The organism is Streptomyces sp. NPDC050988, assembly GCF_044456225.1.
Lineage (GTDB): Bacteria > Actinomycetota > Actinomycetes > Streptomycetales > Streptomycetaceae > Streptomyces.
Genome location: NZ_JBITFQ010000039.1, coordinates 73,832 through 99,820, shown reverse-complemented (window position 1 = coordinate 99,820; position 25,989 = coordinate 73,832). Strand labels below are relative to the sequence as shown.

28 protein-coding genes are annotated in these 25,989 nt (G+C 69.0%); 21 read left to right on the top strand and 7 right to left on the bottom strand.

All coding sequences use genetic code 11. From position 1 onward, the window contains the following. Positions 1-218: 218 nt before the first annotated feature. The 5 genes from ACIBEI_RS44490 to ACIBEI_RS44470 all read left to right on the top strand — a co-directional run bounded on the left by ACIBEI_RS44490 (position 219) and on the right by ACIBEI_RS44470 (position 3,430). Positions 219-986 (top strand): DUF2993 domain-containing protein, encoded by a 768-nt coding sequence (locus ACIBEI_RS44490; RefSeq protein ID WP_398896757.1) that lies wholly within the window; start codon positions 219-221, stop codon positions 984-986. Between the two features lie 291 nt (positions 987-1,277). After that, positions 1,278-1,385: a putative leader peptide gene (locus ACIBEI_RS44485; RefSeq protein WP_362082748.1), complete on the top strand. Its 108-nt coding sequence runs from the start codon at positions 1,278-1,280 to the stop codon at positions 1,383-1,385. Between the two features lie 156 nt (positions 1,386-1,541). Continuing rightward, on the top strand, positions 1,542-2,381 hold the full coding sequence (locus ACIBEI_RS44480) for a sulfurtransferase (protein ID WP_055617550.1): 840 nt from the start codon (positions 1,542-1,544) through the stop codon (positions 2,379-2,381). 36 nt (positions 2,382-2,417) lie between these two features. Continuing rightward, on the top strand, positions 2,418-2,705 hold the full coding sequence (locus tag ACIBEI_RS44475; RefSeq protein WP_033324392.1) for a DUF1416 domain-containing protein: 288 nt from the start codon (positions 2,418-2,420) through the stop codon (positions 2,703-2,705). Positions 2,706-3,169: 464 nt separating this feature from the next. Next, positions 3,170-3,430 carry a DUF3099 domain-containing protein gene (locus ACIBEI_RS44470; protein ID WP_398896754.1) on the top strand — a complete coding sequence of 87 codons (261 nt, stop codon included), beginning with the start codon at positions 3,170-3,172 and terminating at the stop codon, positions 3,428-3,430. A 22-nt stretch (positions 3,431-3,452) separates the two neighbouring features. Here ACIBEI_RS44470 and ACIBEI_RS44465 read toward each other — a convergent pair whose 3' ends face one another. Continuing rightward, positions 3,453-3,815 carry a DsrE family protein gene (locus tag ACIBEI_RS44465; RefSeq protein ID WP_055617547.1) on the bottom strand — a complete coding sequence of 121 codons (363 nt, stop codon included), beginning with the start codon at positions 3,813-3,815 and terminating at the stop codon, positions 3,453-3,455. 101 nt (positions 3,816-3,916) lie between these two features. Here ACIBEI_RS44465 and ACIBEI_RS44460 point away from each other — a divergent pair, with 101 nt between their 5' ends. The 6 genes from ACIBEI_RS44460 (at position 3,917) to ACIBEI_RS44435 (ending at position 8,794) form a co-directional block, all read left to right on the top strand. Continuing rightward, entirely contained in the window at positions 3,917-4,729 is an 813-nt protein-coding gene (locus ACIBEI_RS44460) for a hypothetical protein (protein WP_398896751.1), read from the top strand. Continuing rightward, on the top strand, positions 4,726-5,604 hold the full coding sequence (locus ACIBEI_RS44455; protein WP_398896750.1) for a hypothetical protein: 879 nt from the start codon (positions 4,726-4,728) through the stop codon (positions 5,602-5,604). Before ACIBEI_RS44460 ends, ACIBEI_RS44455 begins: the two co-directional genes overlap by 4 nt. Then, positions 5,601-6,443, top strand: coding sequence for a hypothetical protein (locus ACIBEI_RS44450; RefSeq protein WP_398896748.1), 843 nt, complete (start codon positions 5,601-5,603; stop codon positions 6,441-6,443). Before ACIBEI_RS44455 ends, ACIBEI_RS44450 begins: the two co-directional genes overlap by 4 nt. A gap of 223 nt (positions 6,444-6,666) precedes the next feature. Continuing rightward, positions 6,667-7,242: an FABP family protein gene (locus ACIBEI_RS44445; RefSeq protein ID WP_398896746.1), complete on the top strand. Its 576-nt coding sequence runs from the start codon at positions 6,667-6,669 to the stop codon at positions 7,240-7,242. A gap of 30 nt (positions 7,243-7,272) precedes the next feature. After that, positions 7,273-7,734 (top strand): Fur family transcriptional regulator, encoded by a 462-nt coding sequence (locus ACIBEI_RS44440; RefSeq protein ID WP_398896745.1) that lies wholly within the window; start codon positions 7,273-7,275, stop codon positions 7,732-7,734. 85 nt (positions 7,735-7,819) lie between these two features. Further along, positions 7,820-8,794 carry a YgfZ/GcvT domain-containing protein gene (locus tag ACIBEI_RS44435; protein ID WP_398896743.1) on the top strand — a complete coding sequence of 325 codons (975 nt, stop codon included), beginning with the start codon at positions 7,820-7,822 and terminating at the stop codon, positions 8,792-8,794. A 46-nt stretch (positions 8,795-8,840) separates the two neighbouring features. On the opposite strand, the gene dtd is transcribed toward ACIBEI_RS44435, so the two are convergent. Continuing rightward, positions 8,841-9,266: a D-aminoacyl-tRNA deacylase gene (dtd, locus tag ACIBEI_RS44430; protein WP_398896741.1), complete on the bottom strand. Its 426-nt coding sequence runs from the start codon at positions 9,264-9,266 to the stop codon at positions 8,841-8,843. 183 nt (positions 9,267-9,449) lie between these two features. Between dtd and ACIBEI_RS44425 the strand changes: the two genes are divergently transcribed. After that, a complete protein-coding gene (locus ACIBEI_RS44425; protein ID WP_398896739.1) occupies positions 9,450-10,178 on the top strand; it encodes a hypothetical protein in 729 nt (242 codons plus the stop codon). A 591-nt stretch (positions 10,179-10,769) separates the two neighbouring features. Further along, the gene (locus ACIBEI_RS44420) at positions 10,770-12,026 is read left to right on the top strand and encodes a GNAT family N-acetyltransferase (protein ID WP_398896737.1); all 1,257 of its coding nucleotides are present in this window, start codon (positions 10,770-10,772) and stop codon (positions 12,024-12,026) included. 257 nt (positions 12,027-12,283) lie between these two features. Here ACIBEI_RS44420 and ACIBEI_RS44415 read toward each other — a convergent pair whose 3' ends face one another. Further along, positions 12,284-12,469 carry a hypothetical protein gene (locus tag ACIBEI_RS44415; RefSeq protein WP_189836753.1) on the bottom strand — a complete coding sequence of 62 codons (186 nt, stop codon included), beginning with the start codon at positions 12,467-12,469 and terminating at the stop codon, positions 12,284-12,286. 204 nt (positions 12,470-12,673) lie between these two features. Between ACIBEI_RS44415 and ACIBEI_RS44410 the strand changes: the two genes are divergently transcribed. Then, a complete protein-coding gene (locus tag ACIBEI_RS44410) occupies positions 12,674-13,582 on the top strand; it encodes a winged helix-turn-helix domain-containing protein (RefSeq protein WP_269649921.1) in 909 nt (302 codons plus the stop codon). Positions 13,583-13,697: 115 nt separating this feature from the next. Here the strand turns inward: ACIBEI_RS44410 and ACIBEI_RS44405 are convergent, their stop codons facing one another. Beyond that, complete coding sequence (locus ACIBEI_RS44405) at positions 13,698-13,886, bottom strand: hypothetical protein (protein ID WP_055618439.1); 189 nt, start codon at positions 13,884-13,886, stop codon at positions 13,698-13,700. 216 nt (positions 13,887-14,102) lie between these two features. On the opposite strand from ACIBEI_RS44405, the gene ACIBEI_RS44400 reads away from it, so the two are divergent. Beyond that, entirely contained in the window at positions 14,103-14,981 is an 879-nt protein-coding gene (locus ACIBEI_RS44400) for a GntR family transcriptional regulator (protein WP_398896735.1), read from the top strand. After that, positions 14,930-15,712 carry an HAD family hydrolase gene (locus tag ACIBEI_RS44395; RefSeq protein ID WP_398896733.1) on the top strand — a complete coding sequence of 261 codons (783 nt, stop codon included), beginning with the start codon at positions 14,930-14,932 and terminating at the stop codon, positions 15,710-15,712. The genes ACIBEI_RS44400 and ACIBEI_RS44395 overlap by 52 nt, the downstream gene beginning before the upstream one ends. Here ACIBEI_RS44395 and ACIBEI_RS44390 read toward each other — a convergent pair. After that, on the bottom strand, positions 15,709-15,906 hold the full coding sequence (locus tag ACIBEI_RS44390; protein ID WP_398896731.1) for a hypothetical protein: 198 nt from the start codon (positions 15,904-15,906) through the stop codon (positions 15,709-15,711). The two genes, ACIBEI_RS44395 and ACIBEI_RS44390, sit on opposite strands and share 4 nt — an antisense overlap. Positions 15,907-16,068: 162 nt before the next feature. Between ACIBEI_RS44390 and ACIBEI_RS44385 the strand changes: the two genes are divergently transcribed. Further along, on the top strand, positions 16,069-16,944 hold the full coding sequence (locus tag ACIBEI_RS44385) for a winged helix-turn-helix domain-containing protein (protein WP_398896730.1): 876 nt from the start codon (positions 16,069-16,071) through the stop codon (positions 16,942-16,944). Here ACIBEI_RS44385 and ACIBEI_RS44380 read toward each other — a convergent pair. Beyond that, positions 16,905-17,678 (bottom strand): HAD family hydrolase, encoded by a 774-nt coding sequence (locus tag ACIBEI_RS44380; protein WP_398896729.1) that lies wholly within the window; start codon positions 17,676-17,678, stop codon positions 16,905-16,907. The two genes, ACIBEI_RS44385 and ACIBEI_RS44380, sit on opposite strands and share 40 nt — an antisense overlap. A 289-nt stretch (positions 17,679-17,967) precedes the next feature. Here ACIBEI_RS44380 and ACIBEI_RS44375 point away from each other — a divergent pair, with 289 nt between their 5' ends. Together ACIBEI_RS44375 and ACIBEI_RS44370 are read left to right on the top strand one after the other, a co-directional pair. Further along, entirely contained in the window at positions 17,968-19,011 is a 1,044-nt protein-coding gene (locus ACIBEI_RS44375; protein ID WP_398896727.1) for a phosphotransferase family protein, read from the top strand. A 75-nt stretch (positions 19,012-19,086) separates the two neighbouring features. Continuing rightward, positions 19,087-21,345, top strand: coding sequence for an aminoglycoside phosphotransferase family protein (locus ACIBEI_RS44370; RefSeq protein WP_398896726.1), 2,259 nt, complete (start codon positions 19,087-19,089; stop codon positions 21,343-21,345). A gap of 10 nt (positions 21,346-21,355) precedes the next feature. Here ACIBEI_RS44370 and ACIBEI_RS44365 read toward each other — a convergent pair whose 3' ends face one another. Next, entirely contained in the window at positions 21,356-22,327 is a 972-nt protein-coding gene (locus ACIBEI_RS44365) for a zinc-binding dehydrogenase (RefSeq protein WP_398896724.1), read from the bottom strand. A gap of 303 nt (positions 22,328-22,630) precedes the next feature. On the opposite strand from ACIBEI_RS44365, the gene ACIBEI_RS44360 reads away from it, so the two are divergent. After that, positions 22,631-23,245: a TetR/AcrR family transcriptional regulator gene (locus tag ACIBEI_RS44360; protein WP_398896762.1), complete on the top strand. Its 615-nt coding sequence runs from the start codon at positions 22,631-22,633 to the stop codon at positions 23,243-23,245. An 84-nt stretch (positions 23,246-23,329) separates the two neighbouring features. Next, positions 23,330-25,495, top strand: a complete 2,166-nt coding sequence (locus ACIBEI_RS44355; RefSeq protein ID WP_398896722.1) for a HelD family protein — start codon at positions 23,330-23,332, stop codon at positions 25,493-25,495. Positions 25,496-25,989 lie beyond the last annotated feature (494 nt).

The window sequence follows — 25,989 nt, the reverse complement described above, 5'->3', positions numbered from 1 at the left end:
AGGGGCGCGGGGAACTGCGCAATCTTTTGGGGGTTCGGGGGCGGAGCCCCTGAGTTAGTGACGGGAATGGGTAGGGGCGGCGGGGGCGAAGAAAAGCCCTGGTCCCACGCCCACCCCTGTCACAGCTGATCGACAACTCCCCCCGTCCAACCGGCCGGAGGCCCCGGCAGGGTTACCCTCGCGCCAGAAGACCGCCAAGGTGGGGGAACACGGAAACTATGCGAGCACTACGAATACTTCTGATCGTGACCGTCATCCTCGGCGGCCTCTTCATCATCGCCGACCGCGTAGCCGTCGGCTTCGCCGAGGACGAGGCGGCGGACAGGCTGAAGACCAACGAGGGCCTGGCCACCACCCCCAGCGTCTCGATCAAGGGCTTCCCCTTCCTCACCCAGGTGGTCGGCGGCGAACTCGACGAGGTCGAGGTCGGCATCAAGAACTACGAGGCCGACACCAGCGGCACCACCGCCGGCACGGGCACCGCCAACGGCACCGCCCCGGACAAGATCCGTATCGACGACCTCACTGCCCAGATGCGAGGCGTCGCGTTCTCCGGCGACTACAGCTCCGCGAAGGCCGCCTCGGCGACCGGCACGGCGACGATCTCGTACGACGAACTCCTCAAGGCGGCGAAGGCCGAACCCGTGGACGTCACGAACGGGGTCACCGCCGAGGTCGTCGGCCTCTCCGACGGCGGCAACGGCAAGATCAAGGTCGAGGTGGAGGCCACGGTGCTCGGCACCAAGCTCCCGCGCCCGGTCTCCGTGCTCAGCTCGGTCAGCGTCAAGGGCGACACCGTCGAGGTGCACGCCGACTCCCTCCCCAACCTGGGTGTCCAGCTCGCCGAGGACCGGGTCCGCCTGATCACGGACTTCCGGCAGAAGATCGACGGCCTGCCCGGCGGCATCAAGCTCGACAAGGTCGAAGCGGCGCCGAAGGGCGTGGACATCACGGTGAAGGGTTCGGACGTCAGCCTGGTCGGGTAGGTCGGGTAGGTCGGTGGTGGGCCGGGCAGGCGGTGAGGGCAGGGCGTCGTCAGGGCATCGGCCCGCTCGGATCACCGTCCGTGTCCGCTCCCGTCCGCCCCTGTCCGTCCGAAAGGCGAGACACCCTCGTCCGCACAGCAGATGTGCGAGAGATGTGACGACGGCGACAGCCCCTCCGGGGCCGGGAGAAAACGGGCCGGACACCCTCCTCATCCCACATCCCGGACGATCGCGTCTCAGAATACGACACACCGGTGACATGCCCGCCCGTCCGTCCCTACGATCGACACCATGCAGTGCAAATTGAGCGTCCTCCGGCCGCGGGGACAGGCGGATCTCACGAAGCGGCGGGCAGTAGACCTGTGCCGCGTCGCCGCCATGCTCTGTCGCACTTTCTGAGCGGAAGCGCCGTACTTCCGCGAGCCGGGCCCTTCGACCTCTCTCGTCGGGGCCATCCTTGCGCCGCGTACGCCATCGCAGCCGTGATCGTCGAGCGCGTCCCGCACCCCTTTCTGACGCAACGCCCCGCCGCAACTGCCCCGGAGGAGAACGAGCATGAGCCGCAGCGACGTCCTGGTAGACGCCGACTGGGTCCAGGACCACCTGGACGACCCCAGCGTGGCCATCGTCGAGGTCGACGAGGACACGTCCGCGTACGAGAAGAACCACATCCGGAACGCGATCCGGATCGACTGGACCAAGGACCTCCAGGACCCGGTCCGCCGTGACTTCGTCGACCAGGCCGGCTTCGAGAAGCTCCTGTCGGAGAAGGGCATCGGCAACGACACCCTGGTCGTCCTCTACGGCGGCAACAACAACTGGTTCGCTTCCTACGCCTACTGGTACTTCAAGCTGTACGGCCACGAGAACGTGAAGCTCCTCGACGGCGGCCGCAAGAAGTGGGAGCTCGACTCCCGCGACCTGGTCGCCGAGGTGCCCACCCGCGCCACGACCGACTACAAGGCCAAGGCCCAGAACACCGCGATCCGCGCCTTCCGCGACGACGTCGTGGCGGCCATCGGTTCGCAGAACCTGGTCGACGTGCGGTCGCCCGACGAGTTCAGCGGCAAACTGCTCGCGCCGGCCCACCTGCCGCAGGAGCAGTCGCAGCGTCCGGGCCACGTCCCGTCCGCGCGCAACATCCCGTGGTCGAAGAACGCCAACGACGACGGCACCTTCAAGTCGGACGACGAGCTCAAGGAGCTCTACGCCGAGGAGCAGGTCGACCTCGCCAAGGACACCATCGCGTACTGCCGCATCGGTGAGCGTTCCGCGCTCACCTGGTTCGTGCTGCACGAGCTGCTCGGCGTCGAGAACGTCAAGAACTACGACGGCTCGTGGACCGAGTACGGCTCCCTGGTCGGCGTCCCGATCGAGCTCGGCGCCAACAAGTAATCCTCGACGACAAGGCCTGAAGGACGGAAACGAAACATGTGTGGAGCGAAGGCCGGCGGCCCCGACGCCTCGACGATCAAGCCCGGTGAGACCACCATCCAGGGTCAGGTGACCAAGGACGGCGAGCCGGTGGTGGGCTATGTCCGCCTCCTGGACTCGACCGGCGAGTTCACCGCCGAGGTCCCGACCTCGGCGACCGGACAGTTCCGCTTCTACGCGGCCGAGGGCACCTGGACCGTCCGCGCCCTCGTTCCCGGCGGCACGGCCGACCGCACGGTCGTCGCCCAGACCGGCGGCCTGGCCGAGGTGGCCATCGCCGTCTGAACCCGTCTCCGTCTGAACCACCTGACGGCAGACACCGTATAAACGGCCGAAGGGCCGCACCCCCGGGGGGTTGGACGCTTTCCGGTAATGGGGTGCGGCCCTTCGGCTTGCCCACGGACCGACCATTCGGCTCGGCCCGGATCTACGCTGGATGTATGTACGCGAGAAGGCGTCACGACCTCTCCTTGACGCGTCTCTCGCACTGCTTCGCAGGCTTCGAGGCGCTGCGCCGGACTCCGTCCGTCGGGTCGTGGCAGCGTCCCTGCCTCGCGGGGTGAGCCTTTGCGTCGGGGCGTTCTACGCTGGACATATGTACGCGAGAAGGCGTCACGACCTCTCCTTGACGCGTCTCTCGCACTGCTTCGCAGGCTTCGAGGCGCTGCGCCGGACTCCGTCCGTCGGGACGTGGCATCGTCCCTGCCTCGCGGGGTGAGCCTTGCGTCGAGGCGTTCTACGCTGGACATATGTACGCGAGAAGGCGTCACGTCTATTTCGCCATGATGGGGACGTGCATCGGGCTGTTTGTGTTGGCCTGGGGAGTCGTGCGGCTCTGGTCGGTGCCTGTGGCCGTCGGGATGTGCGTCGTGGCCATGGTGATTCCGCCGCTCGCGGCGATGGTGGCCAACCGGCGCGGCCCCGACGACCGCTGGTGGGACGACCCGTCCGGCGACCCCAAGTCCGACGACTGGTGGGACGAGCTGGACGGCAAGAAGCGCCGGCAGTGACCCGTCCCGGTCGGTATTCCGGTCAGTAGACGAGCGCCTGGGTCTCGTCGGCCAGGGCCTCCTGGACGAAGACCTGGGCGCCCGCGATGCGTACGCCCTCGATGACGTCCTTCTCCGTGATGTCCCGCCGGGCGGCGCACTGCGTGCAGAGGGTGAGTCGGCCGCCGGCCAGGATCGAGTCGAGCAGGTCGGGGAGCGGCGCCGCGTGCGGCAGCTCGAACTCGGCGGCCCGGCCCGGCAGCGCGAACCACGCGGACTCGCCCGTCAGCCACAGCGACACGTCCACCCCACTGGCCACGGCGACCGCCGCCACCGTGAACGCCTGCGAACAGCGTTCGGGAGCATCGGCCCCCGCCGTCACCTTGATCACGAGCTTCTTCGCCATGCTCGAATCGTAATCAACTCCCTTGCAACCCCACGTGCTGATCATGGGTCTCCTGTGCGCGCGGATACGGAATCCGCGCTTCGCGTTCTGTGGGGGACGTCTTGGAAGTCACGGAAATACCCGAAGCGCCACCTGAGGTCCAGGAGACCTCCGAAGTCCCGGCGGCCCCGGAGGCTCCGGCGGCCCCGGAGCAGCAGGCCGTGCCGCGTGTGCGCCGGCAGGGGCGTACGACGCTCCTGATCGCCACGGCCGCCGTGCTGGGGGTGGTCGCCGGTACCTGCGTGGGATATCTGATCCAGGCCGACCGTGAGCCCACCGAGCTGCCGTCCCTCTCGCAGCCGTCGCTTCCGCAGGCCGGGGGCAAGGCGCCCCAGCCCCTGTCGGCCGCGCAGGACCGACGGGTGAAGACCGACGGTGACCTGCGCAAGCTGCTCGTCGAGCGGCCGAGCGGGACGCGGGACATCACCTCCACCGAAGGCGTCGACGGCTGGCTGGGTCTCGACGCGTACGCGGAGGGATACGACGAGCCGGCGACGGCCTACAGCACCCTCATCGACCAGGAGTTCCGGCGCGTGGCCGTCACCGCCTGGCGGACGGGCAGCACGCAGTCGGTCGTGATCCGGCTCGTGCAGTACCGCCAGGAGGAGGGCCTGGCCGCCAGTGAACGCGTGGCCGATGAGCAGTACGGGGAGGCGGAGTACGACACGGACAGCTGGTCCGTCCCCGGCACCGGCGACGGCATGGCGTACGTACGGAAGCAGCCCGTGAACAAGGCCGGTTACCTCCCGATGTACACGGCCGAGGCGCATGCCTGGCGGGGCGACATCGCCTTGCAGATCTTCGTGTACGACACCAGGCCGGTCGCCAAGGCGAAGATCATGGACCTTGCCGAGCGGCAGATGGAGCGGCTGTGAGCGACAACCGGAGCAGTGCCCCCGCGGAGGAAACCGGGCCGGTCGGGCTGGCCGGGCCGGTCGAGCCGGAAGAGCCGGTGGACGCCGCCACGCTGTCGGCCGAGCCCGTGGCGCCGGACGCGAAGAAGCCCGTACGCCGTGGCCGGATCGCCGCCCTCGTCGGTGCCGGCCTTCTCGTCGCCGCCGTCGTCGCAGGTACCGGCTACACCGTCGTGACCGTGAACGACGCCGACCGGGACGCGGGCGCGCCCGTCTGGGACTTCCCTAGGGAGAAGACGGACGACAAGCAGCCTGCCGCCGCCACCGGGCTCGCCGGTCTGCTCGTGCCGTACGGGGAGGACGACTGGGGCCGCGGCCCCGACCTCAACGAGTACGGCCACGACGCCCGGCTCAGCGGTGCCCAGGCCGCCGCCCTGCGCAAGGAGTCGCTGCGTGACCTGCCCCGCTCCCAGCGACTGCGGCTGGAGAAGGAGATCGACAAGCAGCGCGTCCAGGGCATGGCGATGCGCAGCTACATCAGCACTGCGGGCAACTCCTACGCCGACCCGAAGACGGCTTTCACGGTGAGCGTCGTGCTGTCCCGGATGGAGAACAAGGCGGCCGTCCGGGACATCGCCACGTTCCAGAGCGAGTTCCTCGACGCCATGGACGTCTTCCGCGCGGGCCCCGCCATCAAGGGCCACAAGAACGCCGAGTGCTTTCTGCAGCCGAAGACCGCAGGCGAGGACATCGAGGCGATGTTCTGCTCCGCGTACGAGGGAGACGTGCTGGTCAGCGCCACCGCGTCCGGGATCGGGCCACTGAACACCGAGGGAGTCGCGTTGCTGCTGCGCACCCAGCTCGACCGCATCACCGACCCGGGGGAGGCGATATGACCGAGCAGACCGAGCAGACCGAGCAGACCGAGGAGCGGCAGGCTCTTGTGTCTTCCCCGCCGCCCGAGGTGGGGAAGGACCGTCGGGTCCTGCGTGCCGTGTTGCGGTGGACCGCCGTCGCGGTGGTGTTCGCGGCGGTCGGTACGGCTGCCGCGTACGGCATCACGCGGCCGGAGCGCACCGACCTGCCGGGACTCGCGACCGAGTCCGACGGGCGCTGGGACTACCCGGAGATCGTCAGGCCGCCGCTGCCGTCCGGCAGCCCGGCCCCCTTCGCCGAGGCCAACAAGGCCGCCGCCCACCACGCCGACCTGCGCGCGCTCGTACTGCCCGCCCCGAAGGGCGCGAAGGTCGACACCGCGCTGCGTGGCGAGGACGGCTGGCTCGGGGTGAAGACCTTCCTGGCGGAGTACGCCTCGACGGACGACCGGGAGACCATCGAGCAGATGCTCACCGACTACGGCCTTCGGCACATCGCCGCCCACGGCTGGACCATGCGGGACGGCACGCGCACGCGGATCTACCTGCTGCGCTTTGCCACGGCAGCCGTCGTGGACGACTTGCTCGCCGGCAAACTCACCGCCTTCGACAACCCGCGGTACCACCTGCGCGGGACCGAAGAGGTCGCCGACGACGAGCAGTTCCCGGCGTCCTCCCAGGTCGACGGCGTCGTACGCGTCCTCGGCAACGAGGCGAAGCCGTACGGCGCCGAGCAGGTCCGGCACGCGTACCTGGGGGCGGGTGACACCGTCGCCCTGATCGTGCAGTCCCGCAGGGGGACCGCCGAGGCGGTGCCCTTCCAGCAGACCGTGGTCCTGCAGAGCCAGCTCCTGAGCTGACCGGCGGACCTCGGAGAGAGAGCCGCTCCCCACCCCCACTAGAGTGGGGAGCGGCTCTGTACTGCCCACCACCGCGTCACCCCCGAGGAGCACCCCGTGCTTGAGTACTTCTTCGAAGCCCTGCTGGTCCTGGTCTGTGTCGGCGTTCTCGCCTTCACCGGGCTGGCCGTGAAGAAGCTGTACCAGGGCCAGCGCTGACCCCCATCAAGGAACTGCCGACCTCATGATCGAGATCCCGTCCGACCTGCACAAGGACCTCGTCCCCCTTGCCTTCCTGCTTGGCAACTGGACCGGCGCGGGCGTCCACGACTTCCCCGGCGACGAGAAGTGCAACTTCGGCCAGGAAGTCAGCTTCACCCACGACGGGCGGGACTTCCTGGAGTACCACTCGCACACCTGGGTCCTCGACGCCGAGGGCAACAAGGTGCGCGCGCTGGAGTCCGAGTCCGGCTTCTGGCGGATCGACCAGAACCGCAAGGTCGAGGTCGTGATGGTCCGTGACGACGGCGTCGTCGAGATCTGGTACGGCGAGATGGCCGACAAGAAGCCCCAGATCGACCTGGTCACGGACGCGGTCGCCCGTACGGCCGCCTCGGGCCCGTACAGCGGCGGCAAGCGTCTGTACGGCTATGTGAAGAGCGATCTGATGTGGGTCGGCGAGAAGCAGACCCCCGAGGTTCCGCTCCGCCCGTACATGTCGGCCCAGCTCAAGAAGGTCGTCAGCCCGGAGGACGTCGAGCGCTGGGCCAAGGCCCTGCCGGACGACATGCCGGACGACGGGATCGCTTTCTTCAAGTAGTTCTACAAGTAGTTCTAGACTTTCGGTGTGGTGAGCACTGGAAGCACCGAAGGCACTGACTGGAAGAGCGATCTGCGGCAGCGCGGCTACCGGCTGACGCCGCAGCGGCAACTCGTGCTCGAAGCCGTGGACACCCTGGAGCACGCGACCCCCGACGACATCCTCATCGAGGTGAGGAAGACCGCGTCGGGGGTCAACATTTCCACGGTGTACCGGACCCTGGAGCTCCTGGAGGAGCTCGGGCTCGTCTCGCACGCGCATCTCGGGCACGGGGCGCCCACGTACCACCTCGCGGACCGGCACCACCATCTCCACCTGGTCTGCCGCGACTGCACGAACGTCATCGAGGCGGACGTCGAGATCGCCGCCGACTTCACCGCCAAGCTCCGCGAGACGTTCGGCTTCTCCACCGACATGAAGCACTTCGCGATCTTCGGCCGGTGCGAGGACTGCACGGCGAGGGCGGCGAAGAAGGCCGCGGAGGCGGAGTAGGCGGCGGAGCGGCCCTATGGCAAGTGGGGAGCGGCACTCCTCCGGAAATAAAAAGCGCGCCTACTCGGTCGTAGGCTGTGTGGATATGAAGAGCCCTCTGCTGTCCCTGCCCGGTGCCGTGCCCGCCGAGGGCGTGGACGAAGGTGTCGCCGCCCACTACGGGGACCTGTTCCGAGAACAGCGTGCCTTCGCCGGCGGCACCGGTTTCGTGGACCTCTCGCACCGCGGAGTGGTCACCGTCACCGGTGACGACCGGCTCAGCTGGCTGCACCTGCTGCTCACCCAGCACGTCAGTGACCTCCCGGCGGGCCGCGCCACCGAGGCGCTGATCCTCTCCGCGCACGGCCACATCGAGCACGCGCTGTATCTCGTCGACGACGGCACGACCACCTGGGCGCACGTGGAGCCCGACAGCCAGGACGCGCTGATCGCGTACCTGGAGTCGATGAAGTTCTTCTACCGCGTCGAAGTCGCCGACCGCACGGACGAGTTCGCGGTCGTCCATCTGCCCGCCGGCTCCATCGCCGACGTCCCCGAGGGCGTCGTCGTCCGAGAGACGCCGTACGGGCGTGATCTGTTCCTGCCGCGTACGGACCTGGAGTCGTACGCCTCGGACGTCGACCAGCACGGTCCGGCGGTCGGGCTGCTCGCGTACGAGGCGCTGCGCGTCGAGCACCACCAGCCGCGGATCGGTTTCGAGACCGACCACCGGACCATCCCGCACGAGCTGGGCTGGATCGGCAGCGCGGTCCATCTGCAGAAGGGCTGCTACCGCGGGCAGGAGACCGTCGCCCGCGTCCAGAACCTGGGCAAGCCCCCGCGTCGGCTCGTCTTCCTGCACCTGGACGGCAGCGAGGTCCATCTGCCGCCGCACGGCGCGGAGCTGCGGCTCGCGGACGACGGGCCCGACGGGCGCAAGATCGGTTTCGTGACGACGGCCGTACGGCACCACGAGCTCGGGCCGATCGCCCTGGGGCTCGTCAAGCGGAACGTACCGCTGGACGCGCGGCTGGTGGCCGACACGACGGCCGCGGCGCAGGAGGTCGTGGTCGAGCCGTAGGGCGCCGCCCGGCCGGATCTTGGAGTGCCTGCTGCCCGGCTGACGGCTACATCTCCAGCAGGACGGTGAACGGGCCGTCGTTCGTCAGGGAGACGCGCATCTGCGCGCCGAAGCGGCCCGTCGCCACCGTCGCTCCCAGCGAGCGCAGCTGGGCCACGACCTCGTCCACGAGGGGCTCCGCGACGTCGCCGGGGGCGGCCGCGTTCCAGGTGGGGCGCCGGCCCTTGCGGGCGTCCCCGTAGAGCGTGAACTGGCTGATCACGAGCAGCGGGGCGTCGATGTCCGAGCACGACCTCTCGTCGGCCAGCATCCGGATCGACCAGAGTTTGCGGGCCAGTTGGGCCGCCTTCTCCTTGGTGTCCTCGTGGGTCACCCCGACCAGGACGCACAGGCCCTCGCCGTCGATCTCCCCGACGGTCTCACCCTCGACGACGACGCTCGCGCCGTCCACTCTCTGCACCACCGCACGCATACGGACCATCATGCCGTGCGTCGGATTGACGTCGGCGTCGACCTTGGTGCCGACTCCGTACGGGGGCTTTCTTATTGATCCTTAACCCCCCATCTGGGGCCGATCGGGGGCACTCGGTCACATAGCGGCCACTTGGGGTGGCACGATGCTCATACGCGCCGGTCGAGGGGACGGTTGAGGCACATGAGCACATCGAGTACAGGGCAGTCACCCGGGGTCGTATCGCTGATTCGGGGGGAGCCGCCGTCATCGCCGGCGTCATCGCCATCGCCGGAAGCGTCTTTGCCGCAGTCTTCGCCGTCGTCGTCAGCGCGCCCGGTCGTGGCGCGTCCGCCCACCCAGCGTACGGACAGCCCCATGTCTGAGTCGGCGCCCGAGCCGGAGCCCGAGCCCGAGCCCGAGCTGGAGCCTGGGCTGAGCGTCCTGCGGCTGCCCGAACTGCGCACCCTGCGGAGGGACGCGCAGCGGGACGAGGCCGATCTGAGCTATGTGCGGCGGCTGCTGCAGGGGCGGATCGACATCCTGCGGGCCGAGTTGGGGCGGCGGGGTGCGCCACGGCGGGGGCGCGAGGCGCGGATCGCGGCTTCGGCGTCCGTCGTCGAGCGGCTGTCGGAGATCCTGACGGATGCGCCGGCGCGGCAGCGGTCGTCGGCGCGGCACGTGACCGTGGGTACGCCCCACAGCGAGGAGTTCCGGCGGCTGGCCTCGGACATGCTCGCCGAGGTCGAGCTGTCCGATCTCGACGCGCGTACGGATCTGGAGCTGAACGCGGCGATGGGGCGGCTCGTGCGGTACGAGCAGCAGGTTTCTCGGCGGCGGCAGGAGTTGCAGCGGACGGCTGACGACTGCAGCGCGGAGATCGCCCGTCGCTATCGCGAGGGCGAGGCGCAGGTGGACGACTTGCTGATGTGACGCTTTTTGTCTGCGGGTGGGTGGGGGCTGGTCGCGCAGTTCCCCGCGCCCCTGGGGTGCGTGGGGGTCGCGGCTCGTCGGCCAGGTGCGGGGCCGCACCGGGATGTCCGCCCGCAGCGGACCAGCCAAGGCCCGATTGCCAAGGTCACCGCCTGCTCGCGTCGTCGTAAGCTGCGGCCACACATCCCGCCACGCCCCCTTCGGCCGGTGCCCCGCCGGGGCGCGGGGACCGTCGGGCGGCGCCCCTTTGGGGGCGCGGGGAACGTGGGGCGGCGCCCCTTTGGGGGCGCGGGGAACTGCGCGAGCAACTCAAGACGACCGTCACGCGGCGAACCGACCTCAGCCACCGGTGCTTTTAGGGGCGCGGGGAACTGCGCGAGCAACCAGGACGGGCCGTCACGTGGCGATCCGGCCTGGGCCACCGGTGCTTTTAGGGGCGCGGGGAACTGCGCGATCAGCCCAAGGCGGCCCGCACCCGTATACGGTCTGGCCCCGCGGGGTCCGGGGCGGAGCCCCGGTTTCGGGAAGGGGTGGGTCGGGGGAGAGGAAAACTCCGCGACACCCCTCACCACGTATGCCTAGCGTGGCCACATGAGCCCGCGCCAGGACATAGACATACGCCCCATCCGCGAGGACGAGATCCGAGAGTGGACCCGCGCCCTGCACACGGGATTCCAGCAACCCCCGACCGTCTCGGACGCAGACGTCAAGGACCGCAGCACCTACATCGTCCCCGCCCGAACACTGGGCGCATTCGACGGCACCAGATGCGTAGGCACGTTCCGCTCGTTCCCACAGCAGATCACAGCCGTGGGCGGCTCCCCCGTGCAGGCGGACGCGATCTCGAACGTGACCGTCACCGCGACCCACCGCCGCCGAGGCATCCTCACCCGGATGATGGCCAAGGACCTGGCGGCCGCGAAGGAGCGGGGCGACACCGTGGCGACGCTGATCGCCGCGGAGTACCCGATCTACGGCCGGTACGGATTCGGCGTGGCCACGACGGCCGCCGAGTGGACGATCGACGTGCCGAGGGCGGGCCTCGACCCCCGCTGGTCGGGCCCGGAGGACGGCGGCCGTATCGACCTCGTGGACGGCGACGACGTACGGAAGATCGGCCCGGAGCTGCACGAGCGGCTCAGGCGGGTACAGCCGGGTGTGGTCGACCGCGACGAGAGGTGGTGGCAGGTCCGTACGGGCGCGCTGGTGCTCGACCCGGCCTCGTGGACCGAGCCGTTCCACGCCGTGTACCGCGACGCGGAGGGAGAGGTCGAGGGGCTGCTCACGTACACCGTGGACGACCACTGGGGGGACGTGAAGCAGCCGCTGGAGACCGCGAAGGTCAAGGACATGATCGCGGTGACGCCGGCCGCGGAGCGCGCCCTGTGGCGGTACGTGTGCTCGGTGGACTGGGTCACGAAGGTCAGGACGGGGTGGCGGGCGCCGGACGACCTGCTGCCGCATCTGCTGCCGGATCCGCGCGCGGCACGCATCCTGACGCAGGCCGACCTGCTGTGGGTGCGGGTCCTGGATGTCGTGGCGGCACTGGAGGCGCGTACGTACGGGGCGACGGGGACGCTCGTCCTGGAGGTCGTCGACCGGGGAGGGCTGTGCGGGGGCCGGTACCGGCTGGACGCCTCGGAGGCGGGCGCGAGCTGTGCGCGGACCACGGAGGACGCCGAACTCACGCTGGATGTGGGTGAGTTGGGGTCGCTCTGGCTCGGGGACGAGTCGGCGGTGCGGCTCGCGGCGCTGGGGCGGGTGCGGGAAGAACGAGCGGGCGCCGCCCTCGTGGCCGACGCCCTGCTGCGAACGTCCCGGCGACCGTGGTGCCCGGACATCTTCTGATTCTCTTGTTCCCGGTCCTGCCTGGTTCTGGCTGGTCATTCTGTCCTTCGGGGTCTCCGGCCTCCCTTCCCTGTCGGTGGTCCGCGTCGGCGGCTTCTCCTCCGTTGTTCGGTGTGGCTGTTCAGTTGTGATCCGTAGCTGTTCAGTTGTTGTTCCGCGGATCTTGGAGCGAACCGCGATGGTGCGGACCGACCGGGCTCCCGGCTCCCCTCCGGAAGGGAGCACGGTCGGCCGGACTGCCGGACGGTGGCGTCCGATCAGCCGGACTGGGCGAGCAGCATCACGAGGATGACGGCCCCGATGCCGCCGATCATGGAGTTCTTGGCCTTGATTCCGACGGCGAGGGCGACGAAGGCGATGACGCCCATCGCCCCGAACTTCACCTGGATCAACTGCTCGAAACCGATGGCGAGGGCGGCGACGATGATGGCGATGAGCGGCATGCGGTCCCTCCTTCGGGACGGGGAGGCGGACCCCCGCTGGGACCGTCCACCTGGTCGACAGTTGCGACTCTGGTGGCCAACCCCTGGGAAGCTTGACCATGTTGCTCAAGTTGGTAACCAACTTCACTGAACTTATCTCCGCTTGGACGCGTCTCATAACCACCTTCTCAATAACTGCCCAAAGATGGCGCGAAGTTGTAGTGTTTGGTTGTGGACCCGGAACACGTCGCCGTCAATGGGCGGAAGAGGTCACAACAGCCACAGCGGTCACACCGCGAGGTGGCCGACGAGCTGCGCACCCGGATCAGGTCCGGTGAGCTGCGGCCCGGGCAGCGCATGCCCACACAGGCCCAGCTGGCCGACGAGTTCGGTGTCGAGCGCGGGGCCGTACGCCAGGCGCTGCGCATCCTCCAGTCGGAACACCTGCTGTCCAACGTGTCCAAAGGGAGCCCGGCGACCGTCGCGCAGGACGTGGGACCGGCCCTGACCGGGCCCGGAGCCCCGCCGCAGCCCACCATGGTGGCGCTCGCGTCACGGATCACGGCGGCCTTCTCGGCCCCTCATGTGGAGATCGACGCCCTGTGCCTGACGGCGGTCTCCCTCACTCTCGCGATGGGTGAACCATTGCGTCTCATCCACGAGGGGCGAATAAAACCAGCCAGGATCGACGTCCGGGTGCTCCTGCCGTCCAGCGACATCGACCTCGCCTTCCCGGCACCGGTGGACGACAAGGTCGACGACCGGCTGCAGCGCCGCTGGCTGGCCCACCGCAACGCGCAGGGCCAGGTCCTCAAGCACAACCTGCTGGCGTTACGGGCCACGCACGGCATCGACGTACACATCACCTTCCGCGCCCTGCCGTTCACCCCGCCCGTGAAGCTCTACCTGCTCAACGGCGCGGAGGCGCTCTTCGCGTACTACACGCTGACGCGGCGCGGCGAGGAGATCGACCACGAGTACCTGGAGATGTACGACGCGGAGGGGACCCAGTCCATGCTGTTCCCCTTCGAACAGGGCGACGGCCTGCGGGACACGACCTTCGTCGAGCAGTCCCATCTGTGGTTCAACGCACTGTGGGAGACCATCAGCTCGGAGCTTGTGCTCACGGGCTGAGGTCTCCCACGGGTGGGTACCTGATCTTCGGGCGGATCTTCGGATGGGTCTTCCTCGCAGGTCGTACGGGTTGTACGACCTATGCCGGCCGTACGAGCCATACGGGTCGTACGGGTCACAGGGCCGGCCCGGAGACCATGAGGGCGAGGACGACGGCGCCGATCGAGCTGCAGGTCGGGCTCTTCGCCTTGATGCCGATGGTGAGCAGCAGCAGCCCCACGACACCGCTGGGACCGTACCGCCACTGCACGAGCTGCTCGAAGGTGACGACGAAGACGGCGGAGAGGAAGGCGATGACGGGCATGGTGGATCCTCCTTCGGGTCTTTGTGGTGCCGGTGGTGCGGGACGATGCTGGAGAGGCGCGGAGCCTTCCCATGTGCCAACTACTTGCGAGAGGAGGCAAACCTTCCGCCATCTTCGTTGAGTTGGTTGCCAACTCTGACTAAGTTATCCCCAGTTGGTTCCTACTTCAAAACAACTTTCAAACAACTCCCTTAAGATGGAGCGGAGTTGTAGCGTTTGGTCGTGACCCAGGAGAACGTGGCAGTGAACGGCAGCAGAAAGCTCTCGCCGCAGGAGATCGCCGACATCCTGCGGGACCGCATCCGCGCGGGTGACCTGCGCTCCGGCGACCGCCTGCCCACCCAGGCCGAGTTGGCCGAGGAGTTCGGCGTGGAGCGCGGCACGATTCGTCAGGCCCTGCGGGCACTCCAGGACGAGGGCCGGCTCAGCAACGTCAGCAAGGGCAGCCCCCCGCGTATCGCGGACGTGACCCCCGCGCGGGACGAACCTCAGCCGACGATGGTCGGGTTGGCACCGCAGTTGGTCGAGGCGTTCGCCGTGCCGCACGTCCGGGTGGACGCCGCGTGCCTCACCGCCGAGACCCTGATGCTGGCCCTCGGTGAACCGGTCCGCCTGATCCACGAGGGCAGACTCCGCCCCGAGTCGATCGACGTCCGCATCCTGCTGCCCTCCCGGGAGATCAACCTCGCCTTCCCCGTCTCGGTCGACGCGCAGGGGGCCCAGGACCCGGTCCACCAGCGCTGGCTGGAGATGCGCAACGCCCAGGGCCACGTCCTGCGCCACAACCTCAAGGCGCTGCGTTCGTCCCACGGCATCGACGTCAACGTGACCTTCCGGGCTCTCCCGTTCACCCCGCCGGTGAAGCTGTACCTGCTCAACGGCGTCGAGGCCCTGATCGCGTACTACATGATCACGAGGCGCGAGGAGGCCGGCGACAGCGGCACCCTCGACATGTACGACGCCCTGGGCTCCACATCCCTCTTGTTCTCCTTCGAGCAAAGGGCAGGCCAACGCGACGCCGCCTTCGTCGAGCAGTCCCAAAAGTGGTTCGACGCCCTCTGGGAAACCATCACGACGGACCTGACACTCTCCTAGTGACTCCTGATACGAAGCAGACTGGTCCGGTGGCAGCAGAGACAGCGAACCTCCAGGAAGTGATCAAGCAGGCCCGCTCTGTCCTCTTCGACTTCGACGGGCCGATCTGTCGGCTGTTCGCGGGGCACTCGGCGGAGGACGTGGCCAAGGACCTGGTCGAGTGGCTCGAACGCCAGGGCCTCCGCGGGCTGCTGACCGAGGAGGAACGCGTCCACGCGGACCCGATGGCGGTCCTGTACGCGGTCAACCGCCGTCATCCCCGCAGCGATCTGGTGGTCGAGCTGGAGGAACGCCTCACCCAGCAGGAACTCAAGGCGGTCCCCTCCGCCTGGCCCACCGAGTTCGCGGACCCACTGATACGAACGTGGAGCGCGGTGGGCGCCCGGCTGGCCGTGGCGACCAACAACTCACCTCGCACCGCGACCACTTACCTGGAGAGCCGAGGCCTCGCCGGCTGCTTCGCGCCGAACATCTACGGCCGCACCCAGGACCTGCACCACCTCAAGCCGCACCCGCACTGCCTCAACCGGGCCATCAACGCCCTCGGTGCCGCACCGGGGTCCACCCTCATGATCGGCGACGCCCCTTCGGACTTCGAAGCCGCCCAGCGGGCCGGTGTTGCGTTTCTCGGCTATGCGCGTAACGGGTACAAGGAGAAGTTGCTGCGTGACGCGGGAGCCGAGAACGTGGTGGGGTCGCTGGAGCCGGTGCTGCGGGTTCTCCGGGGCTAGCTCTGGAGCTGAAGTGTCAGCAGGAAGAAGAGTCCGGCCGACCACCAGGCCAATCGCGGGTGGCCCGCCCGTACTCCCACCGACATGAGGGCCAGCAGGATCAGACCCGCCACCCCGAACCTCGACTGGACCAACTGGGTCATCGCGAACTGGACGCCCACACCCACCAGTTGGAAGAAGACCATGTTCCCCACCCCGTCCACCTCAGCGGATCGATCAACCTGCCGTCCAATTGGACTGGTTGTCTTGAAATTGGTTTCCCCCTCCTGGGAGATCCCTTAACCGGCAGTCAGGTTGGGAGTCCAACTTGACTGCTAACTGGTTTGCTTGTGGACCGGAAGAGGTACGGTCGGCATGTGGACGAAGAGCGGACGAGCGAAGGAGGCGGCAAGGAGTTCGTGCGTGTCCTGGAGGAGCTGCGCAACAGCATGCTCACCGGGAAGTACGCGCTGGGAAGCTACCTGCCGCCGCAGCGGACCCTGGCCAAGGAGCTCGGGGTCTCCCGGGACACCGTGCAGAGAGTGCTGAAGACGCTGGCGGAGGAGCGCTGGATCGAGTCCCGCCAGGGCAGTGGATCGAAAGTGGTCAAGGCGCAGCGGATACAACCCGCGGTGCTGCGGAGTGCGACGCCTCGCCCCATGGCTCTCGGCCCGATCATCAGCAAGGCCTTCGGACAGCCGGAGGTCAGCCTGGACGTCTTCACGCTGACCGGCGAATCCCTCGACACTCACATCCGGTTGCAGGCGGAGAGCATCCGCACGGATTCCCACGGCGCTCCGCGGAGCATCACCGTACGGATTCTGGTGCCTTCCGAGGACGCCGAGCTGCCCTACCCCCGGTCCAAGGACGATCCGTCCGACCGGCGCCCGGTGGAGCGTGTGTGGGCCATCGCGCGCCGGTCCACCTCCTCGCTGCGGCACACCCTCGAGTCCCTGAGGGTCGAGAAGCTGGTGCCCGAGGTCGACCTGAGGATCCGTCGCACACCGGTGGTCCCGAACTTCAAGTTCTATCTGCTGAACGGCTCGGAGGCGCTGTTCGGGCTGTACCAGGTGGTCGAGCGCCCGATCGTGCTGGACGACGGGGAGGAGCTGACCGCCGTGGACGTCGAAGGCATCGGCGCCAGCCTCATGCACTACGAGAGTGACGCCGACCCGGACTCCCCGGGCACCTACTTCGTGGACAGCATGAAGGCCTATTTCGACTCGGTCTGGAGCCGTCTCTCGGAGGAATAGTCGTCCGCGAGCGCCCGGGCCGCGACGAGGACCGAGGCGTGTGACGCGACCACGCCGTCCGCACCGTTCTGCATCATCCGCCGTCGGCGTCTCCTGTCCTGTGTGTATCCCAGGAAGCGGATCCCGGCCGCTCTGGCCGCCTGGAGATCGGTGAGCTGGTCGCCCACCAGCAGGGCCTTGGCGGGGTCCATGTCGCCCACGGCCGTCAGGGCCCTGCGTACGGCGTCGGGGTGAGGCTTCATGCGCCGCGGCTCGCGCGGATCACGACCGCAGACCGCTTCGAACCTCGACTGCAGGTCCGAACTTTTGAGGTACTGCAGGACGGGATCCTCGGCGTTGTTGCTCACGACGACCAGTCGTTTGCGGAGACCGATCAGTGCGTCCAGCAGGGGCTCGACGTCCGGGGCCTGAACGGCGGAATTCACGGCCTCGTATTCATATCGAGTGACGATGGTGTTCGCCTCGTCCAGAGGCTCACGGGAGCGCTGCGCCGGCGTCCCGTCGAGCATGTCCCTGAGGCGGTGGAGGATTCCGTGCGAGTCGTGGCAGTCCTCGACATCACGGTCGAGAGCGCCCCATTCGAGCCGCGCCATGGCCTTGATCTCCTCGGCGATGTGCGCGGTCGGCTTCTTGCCGAACAGGTCGCAGACGGGGCCGTCGAAGTCGAAGAACACCGCGTCCACGCCGTGCAGAAGTTGTCGCAGGGCTCGCGGGCCGCTGGATCGGCCACTCAAGGGCCACATCATTGTCACCCGGACAGTGTGAAGCACGGCAACTCGTGTTGCTCACGCGCTCGAGGTGGCTCGGCCGGGCGTCCGCTTTCGTACGAGCGGAAGCCCATACGTTCAGGCGGGACACGGACGCGATCGGAAGAATCGCTTCTGGCACGATGCTCAACCGCAGGGGAGTACTCTCTCCCCTCTTTCACCATTGGTGCGGTCTCACGCGAGAGAACGGACTATGTCACCCGAATCGGCTTCCTTGGCTCGGCAGCGAGCCGTTGAGGTGAGTGGCAATGCGAGCGTGGTCGAAGGACCACTCCAGGGCTACCACCATGAAACCTATGTCTTTCCGCTGCCTGGCGAGGCGGAGGCGGCCCGGCCGGTCCGCCTGAAGTGCCGCGAGCCGCGCACCAATCTGCTGTGGTTCGACAGGCGTTGTTTCACCTCGGAGGAGCAGTTGCTCCGGGCTCTGCAGGGAAGCATCGGAGGCATCCCCGACATCATCCAGGCGGGCCCGGTCGGTCTTCAGCGGTTCATCGAGGGAGAGACGCTGGGCTCGCAGTGCGGGTCCGGTCGTGCCGTCCCCGACGCCATCCTCGTCCAAATCATCGCGCTGTTCAGGCAGTTGGCGGGCATCAGCTCCGGTTCGCTCACGGCGGAGAGGAGATGCAAAGCCCAGGATCGTGCACGCGAGGGTGACACCTCGGACTTCCTGGAGCGGCTCATCTGCTTCACCGAGGAGCGTGTGTACCAGGAGAACCTGGCTGTCTTCGAGGATCTGTTCGGCTCGTTCGGTGTGGACGGTGACTCCTTCAAGCAGCTCAGAAAGCATGTGGCGGGGTTGACCGAGCGCCCTTTCTGCCTGCTGCACGCCGATCTCCATCGCGAGAACTTCGTCGTCGATGCCGGAGGGAGACTCTGGACCATCGACTGGGAGCTGGCGATGTTCGGTGATCCGTTGTACGACCTGGCCACGCACCTCTATCTGATGCGGTATCCGAAGGATCAGGAAGACCGGATGAAGGAGCAGTGGTGCGAGGCCGTCGACGGCATCACGCCCGGCAGTTCGGCCGACTGGTACGACGACCTGCCGAAACTGCTCGACTACAAGCGGGCGCAGTCGGTGTTCACCGATGTCATCCGGATGTCCCTGTCGCTGGGCGCGGGGCCGGGTACCGACAGCAGCCTCCTGGACCGCGCGGGCAGCAAGATACAGAAGGTACTGGCAGCCGCGGCGGAGCCGTTGGGGCTGGAGAGGGTGCCGAGCCTGCCGGAGATTTCGGCCTCACTCGTTGGGTGGTACCAGAAGCACGGGGAGGGACTCGGTACGGAGCGTGCACGATAACGTGCTCGCCGTGATAGCCGGTTGTGGTACCTAAGGTGTTCCTGGATATCGGATTCGCTCACTGAGGAGCGGCCAGTGGACGTATCTGGCGCCCGACACCCCGCTTTCCGGCACCCCCTTTCCTGGAACTCCGACGACGACGCTGCCTACGACGCGTTCATCGAGGCGGCGCAGAAACACGGAGTGGCGGAGGGCGGCTACCACAACCGCAACTACGTTCTGCCGCTGACGGATCGGCTGGCCCGGCTGGTCGGCCGCAGGGCAGGTACGTCCGCGACCGTCCGGATCCGCCGGGCGGAAGCGCTGCCCGTGGTGATCAGAACATGGGACGACGAGGCGGTGCTTCTCGACGCCGTCAGCAGGGTCCTGCCGCAGGTGCCGGTGTGCCTGGCCCGACGCGAGGGTTCGGCCCTCCACAGCTATGTGGAGGGTGTACCGCTCTCTCGCGTCTGCCCGGACGGCAAGCCGGTCGACCTGCTGCTCATCAAGGCGGTGACCGAACTCCTCGCGCAGACGTCCCAGGTGGGTGAGGAGTGCCTGCCGCCGCTGCCGGGCCACTGGCCCCACTCCGGGGACAGCGAGGGGTTTCTGCGGACCCTCGCCGAGCTCGCGGAACAGCAGATCCGCCAATCCAATTGGACTGAGTTCGGTGGGCTGTTCGCGGCGCTGGGCATATCCGACGACACGCTGATCGAGCTGGCCCGGCGGGTTCCCCGGATGGAACGCCGTCCGTACGGCCTGCTTCATGCGGACCTGCATCGTGGCAATGTGATCGTGTCGTACAGCGGCGATCCTCCCCTGATCTGCGTCGACTGGGAGCTGGCGACCTACGGCGATCCCCTGCACGATCTCGCCACTCACCTGGTTCGCATGAGGTATCCGGACTTCCAGTGGGACGAGGTCATCCAGGCGTGGGCCGAGAACACGGAAGCCCTGTGCCCCGCGGCCCTGAACGGACTGGCCAAGGATCTGCGCCACTACATCGCCTTCGAGCGGGCTCAGTCCGTCTTTCCCGACCTGATGCGCGCGGCGAAGTCTCTTGAGGCCGCAAAGCCCGATCAACGGAGTCTGGACGCGTCGACAGCCGCGGTCCGCGGCGCGCTGGAAGCCGCCGCGGAACCGCTCAGGCTGTCTCATGTGCCTGACGAGACCGAGATCGAGCGGACCCTGCTGCGGTGGCGGGCGGGCCGCCCGGGCAGGACACGAGGTCCGCAACCGGCCCCGGCCATGCACTGGAGGCCGGATTCGCGGATCCCCGAGCATCCCGATTTTCCCCGTTCCGCAGTGCTCGGTGCGTTGATCGCGGAGGGAGCTGTTCCGGCGGAGCGGGTGTTGAAGGGCACAGCCCATCTCAACTCGGTCGTTCGTGTCCCGGGCGTCGACTTCCCGGTCGTCGTGCGTCGCAGGCTCGCGTCCGCACGGCGCAGCGAGCCGTGCTTCCTCAGCGAGCACGCGGTACTCAGAGCTGTCGAACGTTCAGGGCTCGCCGTGACGGCACCGCGGGTGCTGGCACTGGGTGAGAGCCTCCACAGCAGCATCGGGATGGCGGACCCGTTCGCCATCCACACCTACGCCGGCCCTTTCGACGGCGAACAGCCCCCGGACCACCCCGTGAACGGTCTGCGACCGCACGAAGCGGACGGGCTCGTCGACCAGCTCTGCGCGTTGACGCGGCTCGACCACTGGCATCTCGACCCGATGGGGGCGGAGTTCGACTTCTGCGCGTGGCTGATCCAGGAGCTGGTACGGCTGGTGGCGGAGCTGCCCAGCGCGTCGCGGAAACTGGCACGGCAACTGGGGTTGCCCGACGCCCAACGGCTGCACGAGATATTTGCCGAACCCCGCGTCACACCGCGGCGACCGACGTTGCTGCACGGTGATCTGAACCCGTGGAACCTGGTACGCCGCGACGACGCCCTCGCACTCACGCTCATCGACTGGGAGAAGGCCATGGTCGGCGACCCGCTGTACGACCTCGTCCGGCACATGCATCTCACTCCCACCCGGCCCGAGATCCGCGACCGCATGTTCCGCCGTTGGAGTCTCCTGCTCCCCCGCGAATGCACCCAGGACTGGCAGAAGGACTGGCGCGTCTACCGGCGCATCGAAAACGTCCGATCCGCCTACGTGGACCTGGACCGGCTGGTGGCCGGCGCCGACCTCGACGCGCCCAATGTGCGCAGGGCCGTGGATTCGTACGCGTCGACCCTTGACGCCGCCACCGCCGCCCTGGGGCTGCCCGCGCGGCTGACGGCGAACCCCTATCTTGCTCGTGCGTTGCCGGACAGCGACGATGGCGGCGCCCGGGAGCCCAGGCCGACCGGGGACCTGTGACGGTCTGCCCTCACACCTTCAGCACCACCTTCCCCACCAGCCCCCGCCCTTCCACAGCCGCATGCGCCGCCCCCGCCTCCTCCAGCGAGAACACCTCCCCGACGACCGCCCGCAACCGCCCCGCCGCGGCCTCCCCGAGGGCGTGGGCCGTCAGGCGGTTGAGGTCGGACGGGCTGAACTGGACGTCGCCGATGCCGAAGAGGGTGATGCCGCGGTGTTTGGCCTCCGTCGGGTCCAGAGGGGCGAAGCCGCCGGTCGGGGCGCCGTGGGCCGAGAAGCGGCCGCCGGCTGCCGTCAAGGGGAAGGCCTTCGCGCCGAGTTGGCCGCCGACGCCGTCCAGGATCACGTCCGCCGCGCCGTCGGAGCCGCCGAGGGCACGGCGGGCCAGGGCCGGCCAGTCGGGGGACGCCGCGTCGACCACCGCGTCCGCGCCCAGGTCTCGTACCAGGGCGAGCTTCGCCTCGCCTCGGGCCACGCCCACCACCCGGGCGCCCCGCGCGTGGGCCAGCTGGACCAGGAGGGTGCCCATGCCACCCGAGGCACCCAGGATCAGGACCCGGTCCGTCTCGGTCACCCCGGTGAGTTCCAGGAGGCCCGTCGCAGTGACTCCGTCGTGGACCAGGGCCGCCGCCTGGAGCAGATCCAAGGAGTCCGGTACGGGTGTGAGTGCCGAGGTCGCCGCCACGGCCCGGTCCGCGTACGCGCCCGTCACGAACGAAGTGACCCGGCGGCCCAGCCAGTGCGCGGGGACGTCCGGGCCCAGGGCGCTCACGACTCCCGCGACGCCGCCCCCGGGGACGTACGGAGGGGTCACCGGGAAGTACTCGCCGCCCCAGCCGGACCGTATCTGCGTCTCCACGAAGATCGTGTCCGCGTAGGCGACGTCGATCAGTACTTCGCCGGAGGCGGGGACCGGGTCCGGGAGGTCGGTCGTGATCAGGACCGACGGGTCGCCGAACCGTGTCACCTGGGCTGCTCGCACGGGGGATCTCCAGAGGGTCGGAGGGGAGGGGGTGGAGCGTCCAGTCTTTGACCTCAAGTTCGGTTGAGGTCAAGAGGAGCCGGTCAGAGGGGGCGGAACCAGCCAAGGGGCCGAGGAAGTGGTGTCCAAGGGGAGGGCGGGAGTCCGGAAAGTGCGTAGGCTCGGTGCATGGGCGAGACGGGTGCGAGGGGTGCTGCGGGCGCGACCGGGGTCACGCGTGCGGTGAGTGGGGCGAGCGCCGTGGGCGCGCCGCGTGAGGCGGGTGCGGTGGGTGTGGCAGGTGTTGCGGGTGCCGCGGGTGCGGTGGGTGCCATGGGGCTGCGCGAGCGTAAGAAGCTGCGCATGTACCAGGACGTCTCGGACGTCGCCATCACGCTCTTCCTCCAGAAGGGGTTCGAGCGGGTCTCCGTCGCGGAGGTGGCCGCCGCCGCCCAGATCTCGAAGCCGACCCTCTTTCGGTACTTCTCCTCGAAGGAGGACCTGGTTCTGCACCGGTTCGCCGATCACGAGGACGAGGCCGCCCGGGTGGTCGCCGCGCGGGCGCCGGGGGAGTCCGCCGTCGATGCGCTGCGGCGGCAGTTCCTGGCCGGGATCGAGCGGAGCGACCCCATCACCGGGGTCAACGGGGACCCGCACATCCTCGCCTTTCACCGGCTGCTCTACGGGACCCCTTCGCTGGTCGCGCGCCTGTACGAGTATCTGGAGCGGTCCGAGGACGCCCTCACCGGGGCACTCGGCGGTGGCCTCGACGCCAGGCTCGCCGCCGGGCAGATCATCGCCGTCCAGCGGATCCTCGCGCAGGAGAACTGGCGGCGGATCGCGGGCGGTGAGCCGGTCGCGGACGTGCGGCGGGACGCTGTCGTCGCTGCGGAGGGCGCGTTCGCCCGACTTGAGGCCGGGCTGCCGCGTTGCGTGTGACGCCCGGCGGGTGCTGAGCGACGCCCATTCCATGGCCAAGTAAAAAGTTTAACTCGGTTACGTTATTCCGTTAGCCTTGCTCGAATGACCTCACCCGACCCCCTTCTCATCACCTCCCTCACCCGGGAACGCGCCTACCACGACACCTGCCGCGCCGCCCTCGCCGCGATGGTCGACGGTGCTCAGGAACACGTCGTCACCGGAGAGGACGTGTCCGCGTCCGGTGCCGACGCCGAAGTGCTCGGGTACCGGCTCCGCAGTCGGGCCAAGGAGATGCGGGAACTGCCCGAAGGGCCTCTGTTCTTCGGGCGGTTGGACTTCGGGGGCGAGCGCGGCGGCGCCGGTGATCACGCCGGGCAGAGCTACCACGTCGGGCGGCGGAGGATCACCGAGCACCCCTCCGCGCCACCCCTCGTCGTGGACTGGCGGGCTCCCGTGTCGCGCGCCTTCTACCAGGCGAGCGCCCGCGATCCACAGGGTGTGCGGGTGCGGCGGCGGTTCGGCTGGGCGCCGGGGAGCCGCGGAGACTCCGCCGACCTCACGGGTCTGGAGGACGAGCGCCTGGAGGGGGAGTATCTGGGGGGTGAGTGCCTGGAGAGGGAGTATCTGGGGGGCGAGCGCCTCGCGGACGGGTGCCTCGGCGGGGCGCCGGACGGGCACCGCACCGGGGCCCCGGCCGGCAGCCGCATCCTCGCGAGCGAGATCGAGCGGCCCCGCGTCGGCCCGATGCGCGACATCGCCGCCACCATCCAGCCCGACCAGGACGAACTCGTACGGGCGGACCTCACCGTCTCCGTCTGTGTGCAGGGCGCGCCGGGCACCGGGAAGACGGCCGTCGGGCTGCACCGGGCCGCGTATCTGCTCTACACGTTCCCGCAGCGCGTCCAGCGCGGCGGACTGCTGATCCTGGGGCCGAACCGCACCTTCCTCTCCTACATCTCGGAGGTGCTGCCCGCGCTCGGCGAGACCGGCGTACGGCAGTCCACGGTCGGGGAGGAGATCGGGCGGCACCCCGTCACGGGCGAGGACGGTGAGGCAACCGCGGTCGTCAAGCACGACGCCCGTATGGCGCAGGTGCTGCGCCGAGCCCTCTACGCCCGGGTCGGGGCGGATGGGGTGGAGGGAGTGCAGGGAGTGCAGGGGGTCAACGGCCTTGCGGTGCCCGACGGTTCGTACCGGTGGCGGGTGCCCGGTGAGGCGCTCGCGCGGATCGTGGCGGGCGTACGGGCGGAGGAACTGCCGTACGCCGTCGGGCGCGAGCGGGTCCGGACGCGGATCGTGCGGTACGTGCGGGAGCGGGCCGAACGGCGTGCCGGGCCCCAGTCCAACGCCTGGGTGCAGAAGATCTCACGGGCGCGGCCCGTCGGCGCGTACGTCGACGCCGTGTGGCCCAGGGTGCGGCCGGAGGAGGTTGTCGCCGAACTGCTAGCCGATCCGGCCGTGTTGGCCAGGGCGGCGGACGGAGTGCTGGACGCGGACGAACAGAAGGCGCTGCTCTGGGCGCGGCCGCCCCGGTCGTGGAAGTCCGCCCGGTGGTCGGCGGCCGATCTCGTCCTCCTCGACGAGGTCGCCGGGCTCATCGAACACCCGGAAGGCTATGGGCACTTGGTGATCGACGAGGCGCAGGACCGGTCCCCGATGGAGTGCCGGGCGATCGGACGGCGGGCGGTCTACGGGTCGCTCACCGTCCTCGGCGATCTCGCGCAGGGGACCACACCGTGGGCCGCGCGGGAGTGGGGCGAACTCCTCGGCCACCTGGGCAGACCGGAGGCGGTGGTCGTGCCGCTGACCACCGGCTTCCGTGTCCCGCAGGCGGTGGTCGAGCTGGCCAACCGGGTACTGGCGAGGCTGGACGTCGGAGTTCCCGCAGGCCAATCCCTGCGTAGGGACGGCGAGTTGAGGATGCTCCACACGGACGACGTACTCGGCGAGACCGTCGGGGCCGTGCGCCGCGCCCTCTCGTACGAGGGGTCCGTGGGCGTCATCACGGCCGACTCCGACGTCGTACGGATCCGGGAGGCGCTCGGCGGCGCCGGTATCGAGGCGGCCGGGGTCGACCAACTCGGCGCGCGCGTCACGGTGTTGGGGGCCGGGCTCGCGAAGGGCCTGGAGTACGACCATGTCGTCGCCGTGGAGCCGGCGGCGATCGCGGAGGGGGAGACCCGGGGACTGCATCGGCTGTACGTCGTGCTCACGCGGGCCGTGTCCCGGCTGGACGTGGTGCACGCGCGGCCGTTGCCGTTCGAGTGAGGGCCCCGCCCGCAAAGGTGGATGGCGTGGCACGCTCCCATCCACGACTGCCGGCCGGGCGGATGGGCGGCCGGACCGATGGGCGGATGGGCGGATGGGCTGCCGGGTGGATGGGCGGGCAGGCAGACGGGCAGACAGGCAGACAGGGGGAGCCTAGTGGATCCCCGGTTCCGGCTCCCGGGCTCCCGCACCGGCCCCCGAGGCCTCCAGCAGCACCTCCCCGGCCGGCGTCCGGACATGCAGCTCCGACTGCCCGGCCTGCCGTCGCTCCACCGACCCCGCGTCCACCGACCGGCGTCCACCGACCCCGCGTCCACCGACCCCGCGTCCACCGACTCCGCGTCCACCGGCCCAGCGTCCACCGGCCCAGCGTCCACCAGCCCCGTGCCCATCAGCCCCGTGCCCATCAGCCCCGTGCCCATCAGCCCCGCATCCATCAACACCCGCAGATGCCGGCCCGCCGAACAGCGTGCCGAGGGCCGGGCCGCCGGTCG

Bases quoted from the DNA above. Each gene is read 5' to 3' on its own strand.
- ACIBEI_RS44490 (WP_398896757.1), top strand. From the start codon at position 219: ATGCGAGCACTACGAATACTTCTGATCGTGACCGTCATCCTCGGCGGC.
- ACIBEI_RS44485 (WP_362082748.1), top strand. From the start codon at position 1,278: ATGCAGTGCAAATTGAGCGTCCTCCGGCCGCGGGGACAGGCGGATCTC.
- ACIBEI_RS44480 (WP_055617550.1), top strand. From the start codon at position 1,542: ATGAGCCGCAGCGACGTCCTGGTAGACGCCGACTGGGTCCAGGACCAC.
- ACIBEI_RS44475 (WP_033324392.1), top strand. From the start codon at position 2,418: ATGTGTGGAGCGAAGGCCGGCGGCCCCGACGCCTCGACGATCAAGCCC.
- ACIBEI_RS44470 (WP_398896754.1), top strand. From the start codon at position 3,170: ATGTACGCGAGAAGGCGTCACGTCTATTTCGCCATGATGGGGACGTGC.
- ACIBEI_RS44465 (WP_055617547.1), bottom strand. From the start codon at position 3,815: ATGGCGAAGAAGCTCGTGATCAAGGTGACGGCGGGGGCCGATGCTCCC.
- ACIBEI_RS44450 (WP_398896748.1), top strand. From the start codon at position 5,601: ATGACCGAGCAGACCGAGCAGACCGAGCAGACCGAGGAGCGGCAGGCT.
- ACIBEI_RS44445 (WP_398896746.1), top strand. From the start codon at position 6,667: ATGATCGAGATCCCGTCCGACCTGCACAAGGACCTCGTCCCCCTTGCC.
- ACIBEI_RS44435 (WP_398896743.1), top strand. From the start codon at position 7,820: ATGAAGAGCCCTCTGCTGTCCCTGCCCGGTGCCGTGCCCGCCGAGGGC.
- dtd (WP_398896741.1), bottom strand. From the start codon at position 9,266: ATGCGTGCGGTGGTGCAGAGAGTGGACGGCGCGAGCGTCGTCGTCGAG.
- ACIBEI_RS44425 (WP_398896739.1), top strand. From the start codon at position 9,450: ATGAGCACATCGAGTACAGGGCAGTCACCCGGGGTCGTATCGCTGATT.
- ACIBEI_RS44420 (WP_398896737.1), top strand. From the start codon at position 10,770: ATGAGCCCGCGCCAGGACATAGACATACGCCCCATCCGCGAGGACGAG.
- ACIBEI_RS44415 (WP_189836753.1), bottom strand. From the start codon at position 12,469: ATGCCGCTCATCGCCATCATCGTCGCCGCCCTCGCCATCGGTTTCGAG.
- ACIBEI_RS44405 (WP_055618439.1), bottom strand. From the start codon at position 13,886: ATGCCCGTCATCGCCTTCCTCTCCGCCGTCTTCGTCGTCACCTTCGAG.
- ACIBEI_RS44355 (WP_398896722.1), top strand. From the start codon at position 23,330: ATGACCTCACCCGACCCCCTTCTCATCACCTCCCTCACCCGGGAACGC.